The organism is Streptomyces sp. NBC_00887 (genome assembly GCF_045207585.1).
In genome coordinates, this window is sequence record NZ_CP108788.1 from 8,578,115 (window position 1) to 8,593,406 (window position 15,292).

Sequence of the window (15,292 nt, forward strand, 5' to 3'; positions counted from 1 at the left end):
ACACCCCTGATGACCACGACCCTCCGGCCGACCGGGCCGATCCAGCAAGGCGCCGACGGCGCACAGGAACGCACGTACGACGTGTGCGACAACGGGCGTCCCGTCGGTTCCGTCGCCGTCTCCACCGATCCGGTGTTCGGCGCGTCGGCCGGGATAATCCGGTCGCTGCGCATCGAGGAGACGCATCGCAGGCGGGGCCGGGGCACCATCGCCGCCCTCGCCGCGGAGGAGGTGCTGCGCAGCTGGGGGTGCACCCAGGTCCGGCTGGTGGCTCCCGCGGACGACGAGGCCGCCCGGGGGCTCGGGGCCGTGCTCGGCTACACCGAGCGCAGCCGGAACATGGTCAAGGAGCTCCGGCGGACCGCACCCGCGCTCCCGGACGGCGTCACCGGGCGTCCCATGAGCGGCCAGGAATTCGCCGACTGGGCGAGCACCAGCGTGGAGACGTACGCGCAGAACTGGATCGAGCGCGGCGTCCCGGAGGAGCAGGCCCGGCGGAAGTCCGAGACCGACCACGCCACGAACCTGCCGGACGGTCTGGCCACCGAGGGCATGCACTTCCACGTGCTCGTCCACGGCGGCGACGTCATCGGCCATGTGTGGGTGGCGCGGCACGAGACACCGACGGGCGAGGCGATGGGATACGTCTTCGACGTCGAGGTCCGGGGAGAGCACCGCGGACACGGATACGGCCGTGCGCTGATGCACCGTGCCGAGGACATCACGCTCGACTCGGGGCTCGGCAGGCTCGGCCTGCACGTCTTCGCGTCCAACACCCCCGCGCTGCGGCTGTACGAGTCGCTCGGTTACGAGCCGACCCAGTACAACCTGGCCAAGGCGTTGTAGGCGGTCCTCGCGGCGGGGTGCCGGCCCGCGCCGCCGGGCGGACCCGCCGTCAGCCGCGGTCGGCCAGCAGACGGTCCGCGATCTCCTCGATCCGCTCGCGCAGCCCTTCCTGGCTCTTGCCACCGTCCAGCCGCTCGTCACCGATCACATACGTCGGGGTTCCGGTGACCCCGATGGCCTTGCCCTCGGCCTGGTCCGCGTCGACGATCAGCATGTGCCGGCCGTCGATCAGCGCGGTGTCGAACTCCTCGGCGTCCAGCCCCAGTTCACGTGCCACATCGAGCAGCACGGGCTCACCGGTACGGGCGAGGTCGGCGGTGCGGGCCAGTACCGCCTCGATGTACGGCCACCCCTTGCCCTGCTCGACGGCCTCCTCGGCCGCCTGGGCCGCGGCGTACGCGTGCTTGTGCTTCTCCAGCGGGAAGTGGCGCAGCCGGATCTCCAGCCGGTCGCCGTAGCGGGCGCGAAGGGCGTGGACGTCGGAGAGGGCCTGATGGCAGTCGGGGCACTCGAGCTCGCACCAGATGTCCAGGACGACCGGGGCTGAGGGGGTGGAATCGCTCATGGGATCAGTCTTTCAGGCCGGACCTCCGCTTCCCAATCGGGACCTGGGGAGGACCGCAGCCCTGAAATGTCCCTGATGTGGCCCGGGACCGTGGCCCCCGAGCCGCGACCGGTGCAGGATGGAAGGGACGTTTCCCGATGTGCTGGAGGCACCGATGCTTGCCGAGACCATCTGTTCCGCGGTGTCGGCGGCAGGCCTGGGCATCGCCGCGATCACCGCGTACCGCAAGCGATTCCTCGCGGCGACCAGGATCGCCGCTTACTCGCTGGTGCCCGTCGGCCTCGTGATGACCGGTGTCGTCGAGTGGTTGTCCGACATCGTGTTCAAGCCCAGCGTCTGGCTCGGCTTCGGGCTGCTCGCGCTGGCGTGGCTCCTCTTCATGACCACACGGGCGGTGGAGCGTCGCGGCGGCTCCACCCGCAGGGAACGCAAGGCCGCTCGGGCTGCGTCGCAGGGTGACGCAGTCTCCCCGGCCGCGTCGACACCCTCACTGACGTCCGCGAACACGACGGCCCGCCCGCAGCCGCAGCCGCAGGCGAAGAAGAAGCCGCAGCAGGCCGCCGCGCCCGGTGAGGACTTCAGCGACATCGAGGCGATCCTGAAGAAGCACGGCATCTGACAGGGCAATCCGGGCGCTGCGTGACACCGCCATTATGGCTGCAATATGAATCGATTCATGCGTGTGGGGGGCGTGCGCGAGCCGCTCGTCTCCGCTTCGCGTATCGGTATATTCGGGGTTGCTCCGATCCGATCTTGACGGTATCCGGGGATGGAGTTAGCGTCCCGGACGTATTGAAACAATTCATTCCTGGGCCGCAGGGCAAGGGCGACGGGCCGGCGGATCTTGCCGGATGACGTCGGCAGGACAGGGATACGCTGCGCCGACGCGCGGCGGCCGGACGCATCAGTGGGGCAGGGCAAGTGGGGCGTGTGGCAGGGATCAAGGATGTGGCCCGGCAGGCCGGAGTCTCGGTGGGCACCGTCTCCAACGTGATCAACCGCCCCGAGGCGGTGCTTCCGGACACCCGGGCCCGGGTACTGGCGGCGATCGAGGAGCTCGGTTACGTACGCAGCGAGTCGGCCAGGCAGCTCAGGGCGGGCCGGAGCCGGATCATGGCCCTGCTCGTCCTCGACATGGGCAACCCCTTCTTCGTCGACATCGCCCGCGGCGCGGAACGCGCGGCCCGGGACGCCGGTCTCGGCGTGATGGTGTGCAACAGCGGCCAGAGTCCCGAGGAGGAGGCCGAATACCTCGGGCTCTTCGCCGAACAACGCGTCTGCGGGGTGCTCGTCACCCCGGCCGACGCCACCGGCGGCAACCTCGAGGCGTTCGGCCGCCACCGGATTCCGTACGTGCTCGTGGACCGGGTCGCCCCGGGTGCCGAGACCTGCGCCGTCTCCGTCGACGACGTACGCGGCGGCAGGCTCGCCGTAGGGCACCTCGTCTCGGCGGGGCACCGTTCCGTCGCCTATGTCAGCGGCCCCGGCGACCTGCACCAGATCAGGGACCGCCGTGAGGGTGCGCTCTCCGCCCTCGCTGAGGCCGGACTCGGTCCCGAGGCCCTCATCGAGATCCCGTCCGACCGCCTGGACGTGGCGGCGGGCCGGGACGCCGGGGCACGGCTGCTCGGTCTCGTGCCGCGCCCGACCGCCGTCTTCTGCGCCAACGACCTGCTTGCCCTCGGTGTCCTTCAGTCGCTCTACGCGGCGGGCGTCCGGGTGCCGCAGGACGTCGCCATCGTCGGTTACGACGACATCGAGTTCGCCGCGGCGGCCGCCGTGCCGCTGACCTCGGTCAGGCAGCCCGCCGTGCTCATGGGCAGGATGGCGGCGGAGCTCCTTCTCGAGGAGGCGGACGACGGGGACGGCAGCCACCGGCACCGCAGTGTGGTGCTCCAGCCGGAGCTCGTCGTACGCGCGTCCAGCGCCGCTCCGCGCTGACTCGCGGGCCGCGCCCGGAGAGGGGTCCACGAGTCGTGGGCGACGGGTGCGGATGGGTGACCGGGGATCGGACGCCGGAGCGAATTCGCGCCGTACGCGGAGGGTGAACTCCCCGTGCGAAAAGGCGTGTTGATCGCCAACGGGGGTGCCTCTGCGTCATGATCGCCTCGAGATGGTGGATACATACCGGGGCGAGGCCCCCGCACCCCCTGCCGAAGAGCCGCGTGGCTGCCTCTTCGCGCTGTCCCAGCCACCCCTGATGATCTTTCTGACGGTGATCGGCAGTCTTCTGCTGATGGCCGCGCTGCATGATCTTTTCTTCCTGTGAGCGGGCATCGGCATCCGGGACCGCCGCTCCGCCCGCCACCCTGCAGGGGCCCGTCCGGCGCGTGCGGCGACGGTCAGCGCGCCGCTTCCCTGCGCCGTGCCCGGTACGCGGCGACATGGAGCCGATTACCGCAGGTGCGGCTGGAGCAGTAGCGACGCGAGCGGTTGCGGGACAGATCGACGAACGCGCGCCGGCAGTCCGGCGCCTCGCAGCGGCGCAGCCGCTCCTGTTCGCCCGCCACGACGATGAAGGCCAGGGCCATGCCGCAGTCGGCCGCGAGATGGTCCGAGACGGAGGCGTCCGGCGCGAAGTAGTGGACGTGCCAGTCGTAGCCGTCGTGGTTCGTGAGTTGCGGGGTGGTGCCCGCGGCGGCCACCAGCCGGTTGACGAGATCGGCGGCAGTACGGGCGTCGGGCGCCGCGAACACCTCCGCGAACAGGCTCCGCACGTCCCGTACGGCGCGCAGGTCCTTCTCGCCGAGCTCGCCCACGCCGCTGATGAGATGGCGCTCCGCGAAGTCGTAGAGCGCATCGACGTCGGGGAGCCCGTCGGCCGGCTCGCTCTCCGGCGCGGTGTTCACCAGATCGACCACCGTGTCGAGGGCGATCCGGGTGTCGTGTGGGATCAGCACGCTTCGCTCCCTGGCCTCCGGCGGGCGGGTGCCCGCCGATGCCGGGTGACTCTACTGGCTCGGCGAAGGCGCCACGGGCCCGGCAGGGACTTACGGGCGAGCGGGAGGGCCTTTGCCGGTCGGACGAGCCGCCGGAGCGCGTGACGGCCGCCTGGCGGCTCTGGTGGTCACATGGCGGTCACTCGTGAGTCGCTTCGGTACCTGTGGGGCGTGTGGGACGCGTGGGGTCGCCAGGACGGGACCGGAACCGTCGGTCGTGGGGGACCGTGACCGAGACCGCCGGTTCCCGGGACCGCGAGACCGAAGCCGTCGCAACCGAGGGACGCGCAGTAAGGAATCCCGGTGCCCCGGCGCGCGCCGACGCCGTCGCCGCGGTGGGTTCCGCGGCGACGGCGCCGGTGTCTGCCGTATGAGGTTGTCCGCGCGACGCCGTCTCCCCGAGTCGGACGGCGTCCCGCAGCTCTCGGCCTGGCTCAGCTCTCGGCCAGGATGTGTGAGAGCTCCGTATCCAGATCGAAGTGACGATGCTCGGTGCCCGGCGGAACCGCGGCGTCGGTCCTCTTCAGGAACGACTCCAGGGCCCTTGCCGGAGCTTCTAGCAGGGCTTCTCCCTCCGGGGAGCTCAGTGCGATGCAGACGACACCCTGGCCGTGACTACGTGATGGCCAGACGCGGACGTCTCCGGTGCCGGTGGGCCGGTGCAGCCCCTCGGCAAGGAGGTCACGGGCGAAAACCCACTCGACCGTCTCCTCCGCTCCGGTGTGGAAGGTGGCGTGCACGGCATAGGGATCGGCCGTGTCATACCGCAGGCCCGCGGGTACAGGCAGTGAGGACTCGCTCGACACAACGAGGCGCAGGTGCAGCTCGCAGCTGACCGTGGTGTTCATAAGCGCCAGGGCCTTTCGCTCAGTGTGCGCTCGGGGATTCGCACGTCGGCGAAATCGACATGCCACCTACGGTGGTGTTGTAAACCCCTCTGACCTATTTGTGATGCTTCGGGCGTGTTGTGGGGCGGTGTGTAACTTTGGGTGATGCGTCCATTCCAGTGACCGACACCGTTCGGGTAGGTTGGGGTTCATGAATGCGGAGAGTGACGAGCGGAGCGAGGTCGCCTCACGGCCGGCCGCGGAGTCCGCGACGGGGGATGCGGCGCAGGCCGAGAGGGAGCTGGGCTCGCGGGCCCCGGGGTTCATCAAGGCGTCCCGGCTGTTGCACGTGAGCTGGCAGGTCGGCATCTTCGTCGTCGGCCTCGCGGTGGTCGGAGCGGGCATCGTGATGCTGCCGCTGCCGGGCCCCGGGTGGCTGGTGATCTTCGGGGGTATGGCGATCTGGGCGACGGAGTTCGTCTGGGCGCAGCTCGTCCTGCGCTGGACCCGGCGCAAGGTCACCGAGGCTGCTCAGCGCGCCCTCGATCCCGAGGTGCGGCGGCGCAACATCATCCTCACCACGGTGGGGCTCGTGATCATCGCCGTACTCGTCGGGATCTACGTCTGGAAGTTCGGGATCACCATGCCGTGGAGGATCGACCAGTGACCCGTCGATGGTCCGGAGACACCGCTGACATGGGGTAATGTTTGCGGTGCGCCGGGGCGATTAGCTCAGTGGGAGAGCGCTTCGTTCACACCGAAGAGGTCACTGGTTCGAACCCAGTATCGCCCACCCCGTACCGATGGCCCGGAAGCTTCACTCGAAGCTTCCGGGCCATCGGTGTTTTCGCGTACAGGTGTTCGGCGGGCCGGGCGTTCCGCCGATTTTCGTCCTAACCGTTGACGAGCCGGGTGCCGCTCCTTACTTTGACCCAGCAAGCGCTTTCTAAAACGATTCAATGCGATGGTGGGGGCAAGAGATGTCTCGGAACAACGGCATGGACCGGCGGCAGATGCTGAAGCTGGCCGGCCTCTCGGCGGCCGGTCTCGGACTGACCGCAGCTGGTTGCGGCTCGGGCGGGAGCGGCAGTTCCGGGGGTACGGTCACCATCCGGCACTCCTGGTGGGGCGCCGACGACCGGGCGAAGAAGGTCCAGCAGTGCGTCGCCCTCTTCGAGAAGAAGCACCCGAAGATCAAGGTGAAGACGGACTTCCAGCAGTACCCGGACTTCTGGAAGAAGTTCAACACGCAGGCGGCCGGCGGCAACGCCCCGGACGTCATCCAGAACGCCGTGACCTTCCTGCGCAAGTACGAGGCGAAGAACGTCCTCCTCGACCTCAGCCCCCAGGTGGAGAAGGGCAACCTCAGCCTCGACGGTTTCCGTTCCGGGCTGGAGAAGTTCGCGGAGGTCGACGGCAAGCTGCTCGGCGTACCGGTCGGCAGCAACTCGATGGCCCTGGTCATCGACGAGAGGGTCTACGAGAAGGCCGGCATCGCCCCCGAGATCGGCTGGACCTGGGACGACTGGTACGCGGGCCTGCAGAAGATCAAGAACGGTCAGAAGATCGCCGGTGACGCCGGACCGCACGGCGTGATGTACCTGTACGACCTGATACTCCGCCAGAACGGCAAGGCCTTCTTCACCGAGGACGGAATGGGCTTCGGCGAGACCGAGCTGCTGCCGTACTGGACCGAGGCCCTGGAGCGGGTCAGGTCGGGTGTCTACGCCGACCCCAAGAAGGTCGAACAGATCAAGCCCGCCTCCGCGACCGCCAAGGGACTCTCCGCCGGTGAGTTCACCTGGGACAACTTCTCGGTCCGCTACAGCGCCGAGGGCAAGAGCAGCTACGGCCTCGCCCCCATCCCCAGCACCGACGGCAAGAAGACCGGCCAGTACCTGGGTTCGCTGATGCTCAGCGGCACGGCGCGCACCAAGCACCCGGCCGAGGTGGCCACCTTCATCGGCTTCATGACCCACGACCCCGCGGTCGCCAGGATCATGGGGTACGACCGCGGCGTACCCGCCACCACCGCCCAGTTCGAGGCCTACGAGCCCACCGACGCCCCCAGCAAGGCGATCGCCGCGTACGAGTCCGCGATCGCCGGCGCGGGCATCCTGGAGCCCATCACACCGCACCCGGCGGGCGCCGACGTGATCGAGGCGGCCTTCCTGCGCATCTCCGCCGACCTCTCCCTGGGCAAGGCCTCGCCGAAGGACTCCGTGAAGCAGTTCTTCTCCGAGGCCAAGACCGCCCTCGCCTCGAACTGAGAGGTACCGTGGTGACTCACATCCAGACCTCCTCGGGCGCACGCGCGTCCGGGGGCGACCGGTCCGCGGAGAAGCGGACCGGTCCCGTGGGAAACGCGCCGCCTGCCGGCCCCGAGCGGGCCGGCAGCCGCGAGAACCTGGCCGGCTACCTGTTCATGTCGCCCTGGATCGCGGGCTTCCTGTTCCTGGTCGCCGGGCCCATGGTGTTCTCGCTGTACCTCTCGTTCACCGAGTACAACCTGTTCGAAGCCCCGCGCTGGATCGGCCTGCAGAACTTCACCGACATGTTCGCCGACCCCCGGTGGCGCCAGTCGGTCGAGGTCACCTCGTGGTACGTACTGATCGGCACCCCGGTCAAACTGGCCGCCGCACTCGCCGTCGCGATGCTGCTCGCCCAGAAGCGGTGGGGCCAGTCCTTCTACCGGGCGGCCTTCTACGCCCCGTCCCTGATCGGCGCGAGCGTTTCGGCGGCCATCGTCTGGCGCGCACTGTTCTCGGACGACGCCCTCGTCGACCGTACGCAGAAGGTGTTCGGTGTCGAGGTGGGCGGCTGGATCGGCGACCCCGGGATGATCATCTACGCGCTGATCGCCCTCACCGTCTGGCAGTTCGGCGCCCCGATGGTCATCTTCCTGGCCGGTCTCAAGCAGGTCCCGCGGGAACTGTACGAGGCGGCCGAGGTGGACGGAGCCGGCCGATGGCGCAGGTTCTTCCACATCACCCTGCCGATGATCTCGCCGGTGCTGTTCTTCAACGTCCTGCTGGAGACCATCCACTCCTTCCAGATCTTCGGCTCCGCCTACATCGTCAGCAACGGCAGCTGCGGACCGGCCGACGCGACGCTCGTCTATACCTGCTACCTGTACGAACAGGGCTTCGTGAACAGCCGGATGGGCTTCGCCTCCGCCATGGGATGGCTGCTGCTCGTCGCGGTGGGCCTGGTCACCGCCGTGCTGTTCTGGTCCCAGAAGCGCTGGGTGCACTACGAGGAGGGCGGCCGATGAGTCTCCTGCACGCAGCCGTACGACGCCGGGGACCCGGCGCATTCGCCTGGCACCTCGGTGCACTCGTCATCCTCGCCGTGGTCCTCTACCCGGTGGTGTGGACGATCGGCGCCTCGTTCAAGCCCAGCGCGGACATCATCGGCGCCCTGGACCTGTTCCCGGCCGACCCCATCACGGACAACTACACCCGGCTCACCGAGGGCATCGCCGACATCCCCATCTCGACGTTCTTCCTGAACTCGGCCTACATCGCGGTTGGTTCGGTCATCGGCGTGGTGCTGTCCTGCTCGCTGACGGCGTACGCCTTCGCGAAGGTCCGCTTCGCCGGCCGCAACGTCATGTTCGCCATCATGATCGGCACCCTGCTCCTGCCGTACCACGTGCTGATCATTCCGCAGTACGTGCTGTTCCAGAAGCTGGAACTGATCAACACCTTCACGCCGCTGCTCATCGGCAAGTACCTCGCCACCGACGCCTTCTTCGTCTTCCTGATGGTGCAGTTCATGCGTGGGCTGCCCAAGGAGCTCGACGAGGCCGCGCGGCTCGACGGCTGCGGACACCTGAGGATCTACTGGTCGATCGTCATGCCGCTCTGCCGGCCCGCGCTCATCACCAGCGCCATCTTCACCTTCATCAACGCCTGGAACGACTTCATGGGCCCCCTGCTCTACCTCAACGAGCCGGACAAGTACACCGTCTCCATGGGGCTGAAGATGTTCATCGACCAGGACGCCGTGGCCGACTACGGCGGCATGATCGCCATGTCGCTGGTCGCCCTGCTGCCCGTGCTGGCCTTCTTCCTGGCCTTCCAGCGCTACCTGATCGACGGCATGGCCACCTCCGGTCTGAAGGGCTGAGGCCACCGTGACGACGAAGTCCCGCACCGCGGAACGGCGTTCGCGTGTCATGGACCGTTTCGGCCTGTTCTCCGAATGCCTGCTCACCGGCGTATGGATCGCCGTCGCCGCCCTGCCGCTCCTCACGTTCCCCGCGGCCTTCGCCGCGGGGACCCGGCACCTGCGCCGCCATCTGGCGGGCGAGCAGGGCGGCCTGCGGGAGTTCGTCACCGACGCACGCGCCGCTGCCCGCGGCGGCTGGCTCGTCGGCGTGTCCGTGTGGGCGGCCGCAGCCCTGCTGTGGCTGGACCTGTCGGCCGTACGAGCCGGGCTGCCCGGCGGCCCTTTCGTGGGCGCCGTCGGCATCCTCGCCCTGATCGGCTACCTGGTCGCGGTCGTACGCGCCGCCGCGTGCTGGGAGCCCGGCGACAACTGGCGGTCCCTCCTCGCCGCCGCGGGCCGCCGCACGGTCCGCGACCCGGCCGGCTCCCTCCTGCTCGTCTGCGGGATGGCCGTCGTCGTGCTCTCCGGCGCACTGGTACTGCCGCTCGCCGTCCCCGTCCTCGGGGCCGTCGCCGCCGCGGCCACCGCAGTCGAGGCCCGCCGGCTCGCCCGCTGAGACCCCCGTACCGCCCTTTCGATGTCCCCCGTCCGCACGGAGAGAGGCACAACCATGTCCAGGATGCCCCGCAGAACACTCCTGAAGGCCGCAGCGGCGGCCGGCGCAGCCGCCCAGTTCAGCTGGTCCTTCGGCGCCACCACCGCAACCGCCGTCCCGGGCGCGGAGAACACCACCGAGCCCGTCCCCCTCACCTGGCTCGAGTCCGGCGGCCTCGGCGCCGCCCCCGGATCCACACTCGGTGTGCCCTGGCCCAAGGGGCAGTACGCGAAGGACCAGACGTTCGCGCTGGCCACCGAGGACGGCAAGGACGTCCCCGTACAGACCTGGCCGATCGGCTACTGGCCCGACGGCTCGCTCAAGTGGACCGCGCACGCGGTCGGCCCCGAGGTCACCGCGAAGAAGTTCGCACTCACCACGGGGACGCCCGCCGCCCCGGAGAAGAAGGTCACCGTCACCCGGGCGGGCGGCACCCTCACCGTCTCGACCGGGGTGATCACGGCCAAACTCGGCACCAACGGCTCGGCACTGGTCACGTCCGTCACCCGCGGCTCCACCGAAATCGCCCGCAACGGCCGGCTCGTCCTGCTGCGCCAGGGCGAGATCGAGGACGGCGACCAGGGCAACGAGAAGTACGAGCGCTTCGAGAGCGTCATCGAAGCCGCCGAGACGGAGCAGGACGGCCCCGTCCGTGCCGTCGTCCGCATCGACGGCAAGCACCGCAAGGGCTCCCGCTCCTGGATGCCGTTCTCCGTACGGTTCTACTTCTACGCGGGCGCCGACTCCTTCCGGATGATGCACACCATCACCTACGACGGCACCCAGGAACCCGGAAAGGCGAGCGGCGACTTCATCCGCGGCCTCGGCGTCCGCTTCGGCGTCCCGATGCGCGACGCCGCCCATGACCGCCACATCCGCATCGGCGGCGACGGCACCGGCCTCCTGCGCGAGGCCGTGAAGGGCATCACCGGGCTGCGCCGGGACCCCGGGGCCGCCGTGCGCGAGGCACAGTTCGCGGGCCAGAAGCTCCCCGACCCCGCCACCTGGGACCAGCGGGTCACCACCCGGCTCCAGTACATCCCCGAGTGGGGCGACTACACGCTCTCCCAGCTCTCCGCCGACGGTTTCGGGCTGCGCAAGCGCACGAAGAAGGGCCATGGGTGGATCCCCGCCGGAGGCGGCACGCGGGCCTCCGGCTTCGGATACGTCGGCGGGCCGAGCGGCGGACTCTCCTTCGGACTGCGCGACTTCTGGGAGAAGCACCCCGCCCAGCTGGACATCCGCGACGCCCAGACCGACGAGGCCGAGGTCACCCTCTGGCTCTGGTCACCCGAGGCCCGGCCCATGGACCTGCGCTTCTACCACGACGGCATGGGACAGGACACCTACGCCGAACAGCTCGAAGGCCTCAACATCACCTACGAGGACTACGAACCCGGCTTCGGCACCCCGTACGGCATCGCGCGGACGAGTGAACTCCTCTTCTGGGCCAACGAGTTCACCCCCACCGCCGAGACCCTCGCCCAGCAGGTCGACGCCGTACGCACCCCGCCCCAGCTCGCCGCGCCGCCCAAGCAGCTCATCAAGGCCAAGGTCTTCGGCGGGCTCTTCGCCGAACCCGACCGGTCCACCGCCGCCAAGTCGAAGATCGAGGACCATCTGGACTTCCTCTTCACGTACTACAAGGACCAGGTGGAGATGCGCCGTTGGTACGGCTTCTGGGACTACGGCGACATCATGCACACCTACGACCCCACCCGCCATCAGTGGTGCTACGACGTCGGCGGCTACGCCTGGGACAACTCCGAGCTCTCGCCCGACCTGTGGCTCTGGTACGCGTACATGCGCTCGGGCCGCGCCGACATCTACCGCTTCGCCGAAGCCATGACCCGGCACACCGGCGAGGTCGACGTCTACCACCTCGGCAGGTGGGCGGGACTCGGCACGCGCCACGGCGTCCAGCACTACGCCGACAGCGCCAAGCAGCAGCGCATCGCCAACACCACCTACCGCCGAATGTTCTACTTCCTCACCGCGGACGAGCGCGTGGGCGACCTCATGCACGCCAATGTCGACTCCGACGAGACCTTCCTCGCCCTGGACCCCATCCGCAAGATCCGCACCGAGCCGTACACCCCCGACCGGCACGCCCTGTCCATCGGCTTCGGCACCGACTGGAGCGGCCTCGTCTCCGCCTGGCTCACCGAGTGGGAGCGCCGCGGCCCCAAGTGGGAGAAGGCCAGGGACCGGGTGCTGTCCACCATGGAGACCATCGCCGCCCAGCCCAACGGCTTCGTCCAGGGCGTCGGTCTGTACGACCTCGACACCGGGAAGTTCGCGATAGCCGAGAAGCCCGCGGTCGGTGTCTCGCACCTGTCGGCCATGTTCGGCCTGGTCGAGCTCAACGCCGAACTCATCGACATGATCGACATGCCGGAGTTCGAGGCGGCATGGATCGACTACTGCCGCTACTTCAACGCCACCAAGGCGGAACAGACCGCCCGCTACGGCAGCAACTTCGGCACCCTGCTGCTGTTCCAGGGCCACTCCCGCCAGGACGCCTACGCCGCCGTACGAACAGGAGACGTCACCCTTGCCACCCGGGCGTGGAAGCAGTTCTACAGCAGCGCCGACACGTGGGACTACAAGGAGACCACCGACTGGAGCACCCACAAGGTCGAGGGACCGACCGGACCCGTACCGGGCAGTGAAGCGGCCTGGGTCAGCACCAACTCCACCGCCCTGTACGGACTCGCGGCGATCCAGAACCTCGCACTCGTCGGCGACAAGATGCCCTAGGGTTCTTCGTTCGGGTCAGGCCGGATCAGGGTGCCGGGCCCCGCGAGCCCGGCATGATCCGAACGAGAGGCCCTAACGCATCCGGCCGAGGCTCTCCCGCACCCGGCGCGCGTCGCGCAGCCGCTGTTCGTACGTCGCCCCGAGTGCGAGCAGCAGCAGCCCGGCGAGCGCCGGGGGCGCCCAGCGGGGGAGTGCGTCGAAGACCTGGACGACATGCGGGGCCAGCTCGTGGAGCCCGACCAGGGCCAGGACCGAACCGCCCAGCACCAGGGGCGCCTGAAGCCGGAAGCGGGCGCCCACCAGCGTGACCACGAGCGCCGCCATGCCCAGCAGCAGGGGCCGCAGCCAGTGCGGATCGACCCACGCCACCACGAGGCTCGGTACCATCGTCATCGAGAGCGCGGGGCCGTACGCCACCCAGGAGGACGCGGCCGGGTCCGTGCGACGGCGCAGGTACCCGACCGCGAACGCGATCACCGACACCGGCAGGGTGTAGGCCTCCGGGTCCGACACCTCCGAAGCCGCCAGCCGCACCCACGCGGCCATCACGAACAGCACCGCCGCCAGGTGCCCCGCAACCGGCCGGCGGTCCGGCCGCACCGCGGTACCCGCGGCCAGCACCCCGCACAGCGCCAGCACCAGAGCCAGGAAGGGCGCGTCCGTCACCGCGAGCCCCACGGCCACCACCGCTCCGAAGGCCCCGGTGAGTTCCACCGTCGACGCCACGGCGGCCACCCGTAGCCGTGCCCCGAGCAGCACCGTCACCGCGGGAACGACCAGGACCAAAGGAGCGGCGTGCGGCGCGCTCCACCCCAGCGAAGCCCCCGCCGCCGAAACAGGCACGATCGCGCACAGGACGGAGGCACCGGCGAGGACCGACTGCACCGCAGCCGCCCCCGACCGGGCCGCCGCACCCGCGAACAGCACCGACAGTCCCACGAACACCGCGTACGTGGCCGGTTCGGCGGCCAGTGCGAGCAGGCCCGCACTCACCGCGCCCACGAGCGCGCACACCAGAGCGGTGAACGAAAGCGCACCCGCCCCCGCCCGCACGGCGACCGCCAGCAGCCCCGTCACCAGCAGCAGTTCCACGCCCACCGCCACCGCGTACGGCACGTCCATCACAGCCGGCAGCGCCAGTGCCGCACACCAGCCCAGGACCATCGCGCCGGCCGCCGCGGCGACACGCCACCCCGGCCGGGGCGACAGCAGCGCGCCGCATACCCGGTCCCACCCGGCGTGCAGAGCCGCAAACAGGCCCGCCACCAGTACCAGCACCACCGGCGAGGCAGCCGACTCCGGCCACGGCATCGACGGTCCCAGGGCGCCCCGGACGCTCCCCGGCGCCCCGGCCCACACATCGGTCAGCAAGGACACCGGCCCCAGCAGCACAGCCGCCACCGCAGGCAGCGCCCACAGCACCGCACCCGCCGTCACCGCCGCGGACGCCACCAGCACACCCCGGCCCACCGGCTGCGGAACCCGCACACGCACCACCGCCGTCAGCGCCGCACCGCACAGCAGGTACACCACCACCGACCAGTTCCACGGCAGGCCCGTACGCAGCACACCGCCCACCCCGGCCACCGCGGCGAGACCCGCCACCACACCCGCGGCACCGGCCCACTCCTTCGGCGCGCGCCACGCCGCGAACAGCGCCACCACCGCACCGGCCAGCAACAGCGCACCCGGGCCCGCGGCCGCGAGCGGTCCATCGGCCGACACCGACTGGCCCAGGCCGATCAGCATCGCGATCAGCCCGGCCGACGCCGCCCCGACGCCCGCCGTGATCCGCACCGCGAGTCCCCGGCCACGCAGCGCCACCGCGACATCCGCGGCCGCGGTCACCAGCAGCGCCCAACCGAAGACCGCTGCCTGCGCCCCGGCGGACCACGCCCCGAGCACCAGCGGCAGTTGCCCCGCCACCACGGCAGCGGGCAGCGGCATCCGCAGCCGCCCCAGCGCCAGCCCGTACGCCGCCCACAACGCGGTCAGCACCGCGGACGCGACCGCCGCGAAGCCGAGCCTGTCCGTGTCCGGCACGGCCACCGCGTGCAGCGCGTACGCGTCCAGAACCGTCAGCACGAGCGCCAGTACCGTCAGCGCCTCCGCCGTCGCGGACAGCTTGCGCCTCAGCAGCAGCGCGGGAGCCACGAGCGCGGCCAGCGTCACCGTCGCCAGCACCGCCGAACGGCCGGCGATACCCATCTCGCCCCAGCTGAACAGGGTGAACGCGATCGCCGCGATCGTCAGCAGCAGACCACCGAGGACCAGCAGCACGTTCTGTACACCGGACGCACCGGACGCCGGGGCTGCGGCGGCGGCGCCGACCGGCGGCCCCCAGCCGAACGGCGCGGCGGGAAGCCGCCCGGGAGGTGCCGCGAACGGAGGCGGGGCGACCGGCGGGCGCAGCACGCCCAGCAGCCAGGCGCGGCGGTTCAGCAGCTGCAGCCGACGGGCGTCGAGCCGGACAAGTTCTTGGTCGAGGAGCGCCAATTCCTCGGCGGGTGGCGGCACATGTTCCATGAGGGGAGTGTGGCGCCGACCACACGCTCGTACATGCGCTCGGATACTCAGTTCCCGCCAT

Annotated in this window: 14 protein-coding genes and 1 tRNA gene; 11 read left to right on the forward strand and 4 right to left on the reverse strand. The window is 70.1% G+C overall.

What is annotated here, in order from left to right:
- The first annotated feature begins 9 nt into the window (after positions 1-9).
- Positions 10-846 carry a GNAT family N-acetyltransferase gene (locus tag OG844_RS39190; protein ID WP_406388692.1) on the forward strand — a complete coding sequence of 279 codons (837 nt, stop codon included), beginning with the start codon at positions 10-12 and terminating at the stop codon, positions 844-846.
- Between the two features lie 49 nt (positions 847-895).
- Here the strand turns inward: OG844_RS39190 and OG844_RS39195 are convergent, their stop codons facing one another.
- The gene (locus OG844_RS39195; RefSeq protein WP_406388691.1) at positions 896-1,411 is read right to left on the reverse strand and encodes a DsbA family protein; all 516 of its coding nucleotides are present in this window, start codon (positions 1,409-1,411) and stop codon (positions 896-898) included.
- A 154-nt stretch (positions 1,412-1,565) separates the two neighbouring features.
- Here OG844_RS39195 and OG844_RS39200 point away from each other — a divergent pair, with 154 nt between their 5' ends.
- The 3 genes from OG844_RS39200 (at position 1,566) to OG844_RS39210 (ending at position 3,680) form a co-directional block, all read left to right on the forward strand.
- Positions 1,566-2,030 carry a hypothetical protein gene (locus OG844_RS39200; RefSeq protein ID WP_406388690.1) on the forward strand — a complete coding sequence of 155 codons (465 nt, stop codon included), beginning with the start codon at positions 1,566-1,568 and terminating at the stop codon, positions 2,028-2,030.
- A gap of 311 nt (positions 2,031-2,341) precedes the next feature.
- Complete coding sequence (locus OG844_RS39205; RefSeq protein ID WP_406388689.1) at positions 2,342-3,352, forward strand: LacI family DNA-binding transcriptional regulator; 1,011 nt, start codon at positions 2,342-2,344, stop codon at positions 3,350-3,352.
- Between the two features lie 172 nt (positions 3,353-3,524).
- Positions 3,525-3,680, forward strand: a complete 156-nt coding sequence (locus OG844_RS39210) for a hypothetical protein (protein WP_406388688.1) — start codon at positions 3,525-3,527, stop codon at positions 3,678-3,680.
- A 73-nt stretch (positions 3,681-3,753) separates the two neighbouring features.
- On the opposite strand, the gene OG844_RS39215 is transcribed toward OG844_RS39210, so the two are convergent.
- Both OG844_RS39215 and OG844_RS39220 read right to left on the reverse strand, forming a co-directional pair.
- Positions 3,754-4,311, reverse strand: coding sequence for a CGNR zinc finger domain-containing protein (locus tag OG844_RS39215; protein WP_329212887.1), 558 nt, complete (start codon positions 4,309-4,311; stop codon positions 3,754-3,756).
- Positions 4,312-4,784: 473 nt separating this feature from the next.
- Entirely contained in the window at positions 4,785-5,198 is a 414-nt protein-coding gene (locus tag OG844_RS39220; RefSeq protein WP_003959770.1) for an SsgA family sporulation/cell division regulator, read from the reverse strand.
- A gap of 190 nt (positions 5,199-5,388) precedes the next feature.
- Here OG844_RS39220 and OG844_RS39225 point away from each other — a divergent pair, with 190 nt between their 5' ends.
- The 7 genes from OG844_RS39225 to OG844_RS39255 all read left to right on the forward strand — a co-directional run bounded on the left by OG844_RS39225 (position 5,389) and on the right by OG844_RS39255 (position 12,705).
- Positions 5,389-5,844 carry a TIGR02611 family protein gene (locus tag OG844_RS39225; RefSeq protein WP_406388686.1) on the forward strand — a complete coding sequence of 152 codons (456 nt, stop codon included), beginning with the start codon at positions 5,389-5,391 and terminating at the stop codon, positions 5,842-5,844.
- Positions 5,845-5,898: 54 nt separating this feature from the next.
- Positions 5,899-5,970, forward strand: a tRNA-Val gene (locus tag OG844_RS39230).
- 187 nt (positions 5,971-6,157) lie between these two features.
- The gene (locus OG844_RS39235) at positions 6,158-7,447 is read left to right on the forward strand and encodes an ABC transporter substrate-binding protein (RefSeq protein WP_406388685.1); all 1,290 of its coding nucleotides are present in this window, start codon (positions 6,158-6,160) and stop codon (positions 7,445-7,447) included.
- A gap of 11 nt (positions 7,448-7,458) precedes the next feature.
- Positions 7,459-8,451 (forward strand): carbohydrate ABC transporter permease, encoded by a 993-nt coding sequence (locus OG844_RS39240; protein WP_406388683.1) that lies wholly within the window; start codon positions 7,459-7,461, stop codon positions 8,449-8,451.
- On the forward strand, positions 8,448-9,308 hold the full coding sequence (locus tag OG844_RS39245; protein WP_406388681.1) for a carbohydrate ABC transporter permease: 861 nt from the start codon (positions 8,448-8,450) through the stop codon (positions 9,306-9,308). The genes OG844_RS39240 and OG844_RS39245 overlap by 4 nt, the downstream gene beginning before the upstream one ends.
- A gap of 49 nt (positions 9,309-9,357) precedes the next feature.
- Entirely contained in the window at positions 9,358-9,906 is a 549-nt protein-coding gene (locus OG844_RS39250) for a hypothetical protein (protein WP_406396019.1), read from the forward strand.
- A 54-nt stretch (positions 9,907-9,960) separates the two neighbouring features.
- The gene (locus OG844_RS39255; protein WP_406388679.1) at positions 9,961-12,705 is read left to right on the forward strand and encodes a Tat pathway signal sequence domain protein; all 2,745 of its coding nucleotides are present in this window, start codon (positions 9,961-9,963) and stop codon (positions 12,703-12,705) included.
- Between the two features lie 72 nt (positions 12,706-12,777).
- Here the strand turns inward: OG844_RS39255 and OG844_RS39260 are convergent, their stop codons facing one another.
- Complete coding sequence (locus tag OG844_RS39260) at positions 12,778-15,231, reverse strand: SCO7613 C-terminal domain-containing membrane protein (RefSeq protein WP_406388677.1); 2,454 nt, start codon at positions 15,229-15,231, stop codon at positions 12,778-12,780.
- Positions 15,232-15,292: the final 61 nt, after the last annotated feature.

Excerpts from the sequence above, each read along its gene's own strand:
- OG844_RS39190 (WP_406388692.1), top strand. The coding sequence starts at position 10 with ATGACCACGACCCTCCGGCCGACCGGGCCGATCCAGCAAGGCGCCGAC.
- OG844_RS39195 (WP_406388691.1), bottom strand. The coding sequence starts at position 1,411 with ATGAGCGATTCCACCCCCTCAGCCCCGGTCGTCCTGGACATCTGGTGC.
- OG844_RS39200 (WP_406388690.1), top strand. The coding sequence starts at position 1,566 with ATGCTTGCCGAGACCATCTGTTCCGCGGTGTCGGCGGCAGGCCTGGGC.
- OG844_RS39210 (WP_406388688.1), top strand. The coding sequence starts at position 3,525 with ATGGTGGATACATACCGGGGCGAGGCCCCCGCACCCCCTGCCGAAGAG.
- OG844_RS39220 (WP_003959770.1), bottom strand. The coding sequence starts at position 5,198 with ATGAACACCACGGTCAGCTGCGAGCTGCACCTGCGCCTCGTTGTGTCG.
- OG844_RS39225 (WP_406388686.1), top strand. The coding sequence starts at position 5,389 with ATGAATGCGGAGAGTGACGAGCGGAGCGAGGTCGCCTCACGGCCGGCC.
- OG844_RS39235 (WP_406388685.1), top strand. The coding sequence starts at position 6,158 with ATGTCTCGGAACAACGGCATGGACCGGCGGCAGATGCTGAAGCTGGCC.
- OG844_RS39245 (WP_406388681.1), top strand. The coding sequence starts at position 8,448 with ATGAGTCTCCTGCACGCAGCCGTACGACGCCGGGGACCCGGCGCATTC.
- OG844_RS39250 (WP_406396019.1), top strand. The coding sequence starts at position 9,358 with ATGGACCGTTTCGGCCTGTTCTCCGAATGCCTGCTCACCGGCGTATGG.
- OG844_RS39255 (WP_406388679.1), top strand. The coding sequence starts at position 9,961 with ATGTCCAGGATGCCCCGCAGAACACTCCTGAAGGCCGCAGCGGCGGCC.
- OG844_RS39260 (WP_406388677.1), bottom strand. The coding sequence starts at position 15,231 with ATGGAACATGTGCCGCCACCCGCCGAGGAATTGGCGCTCCTCGACCAA.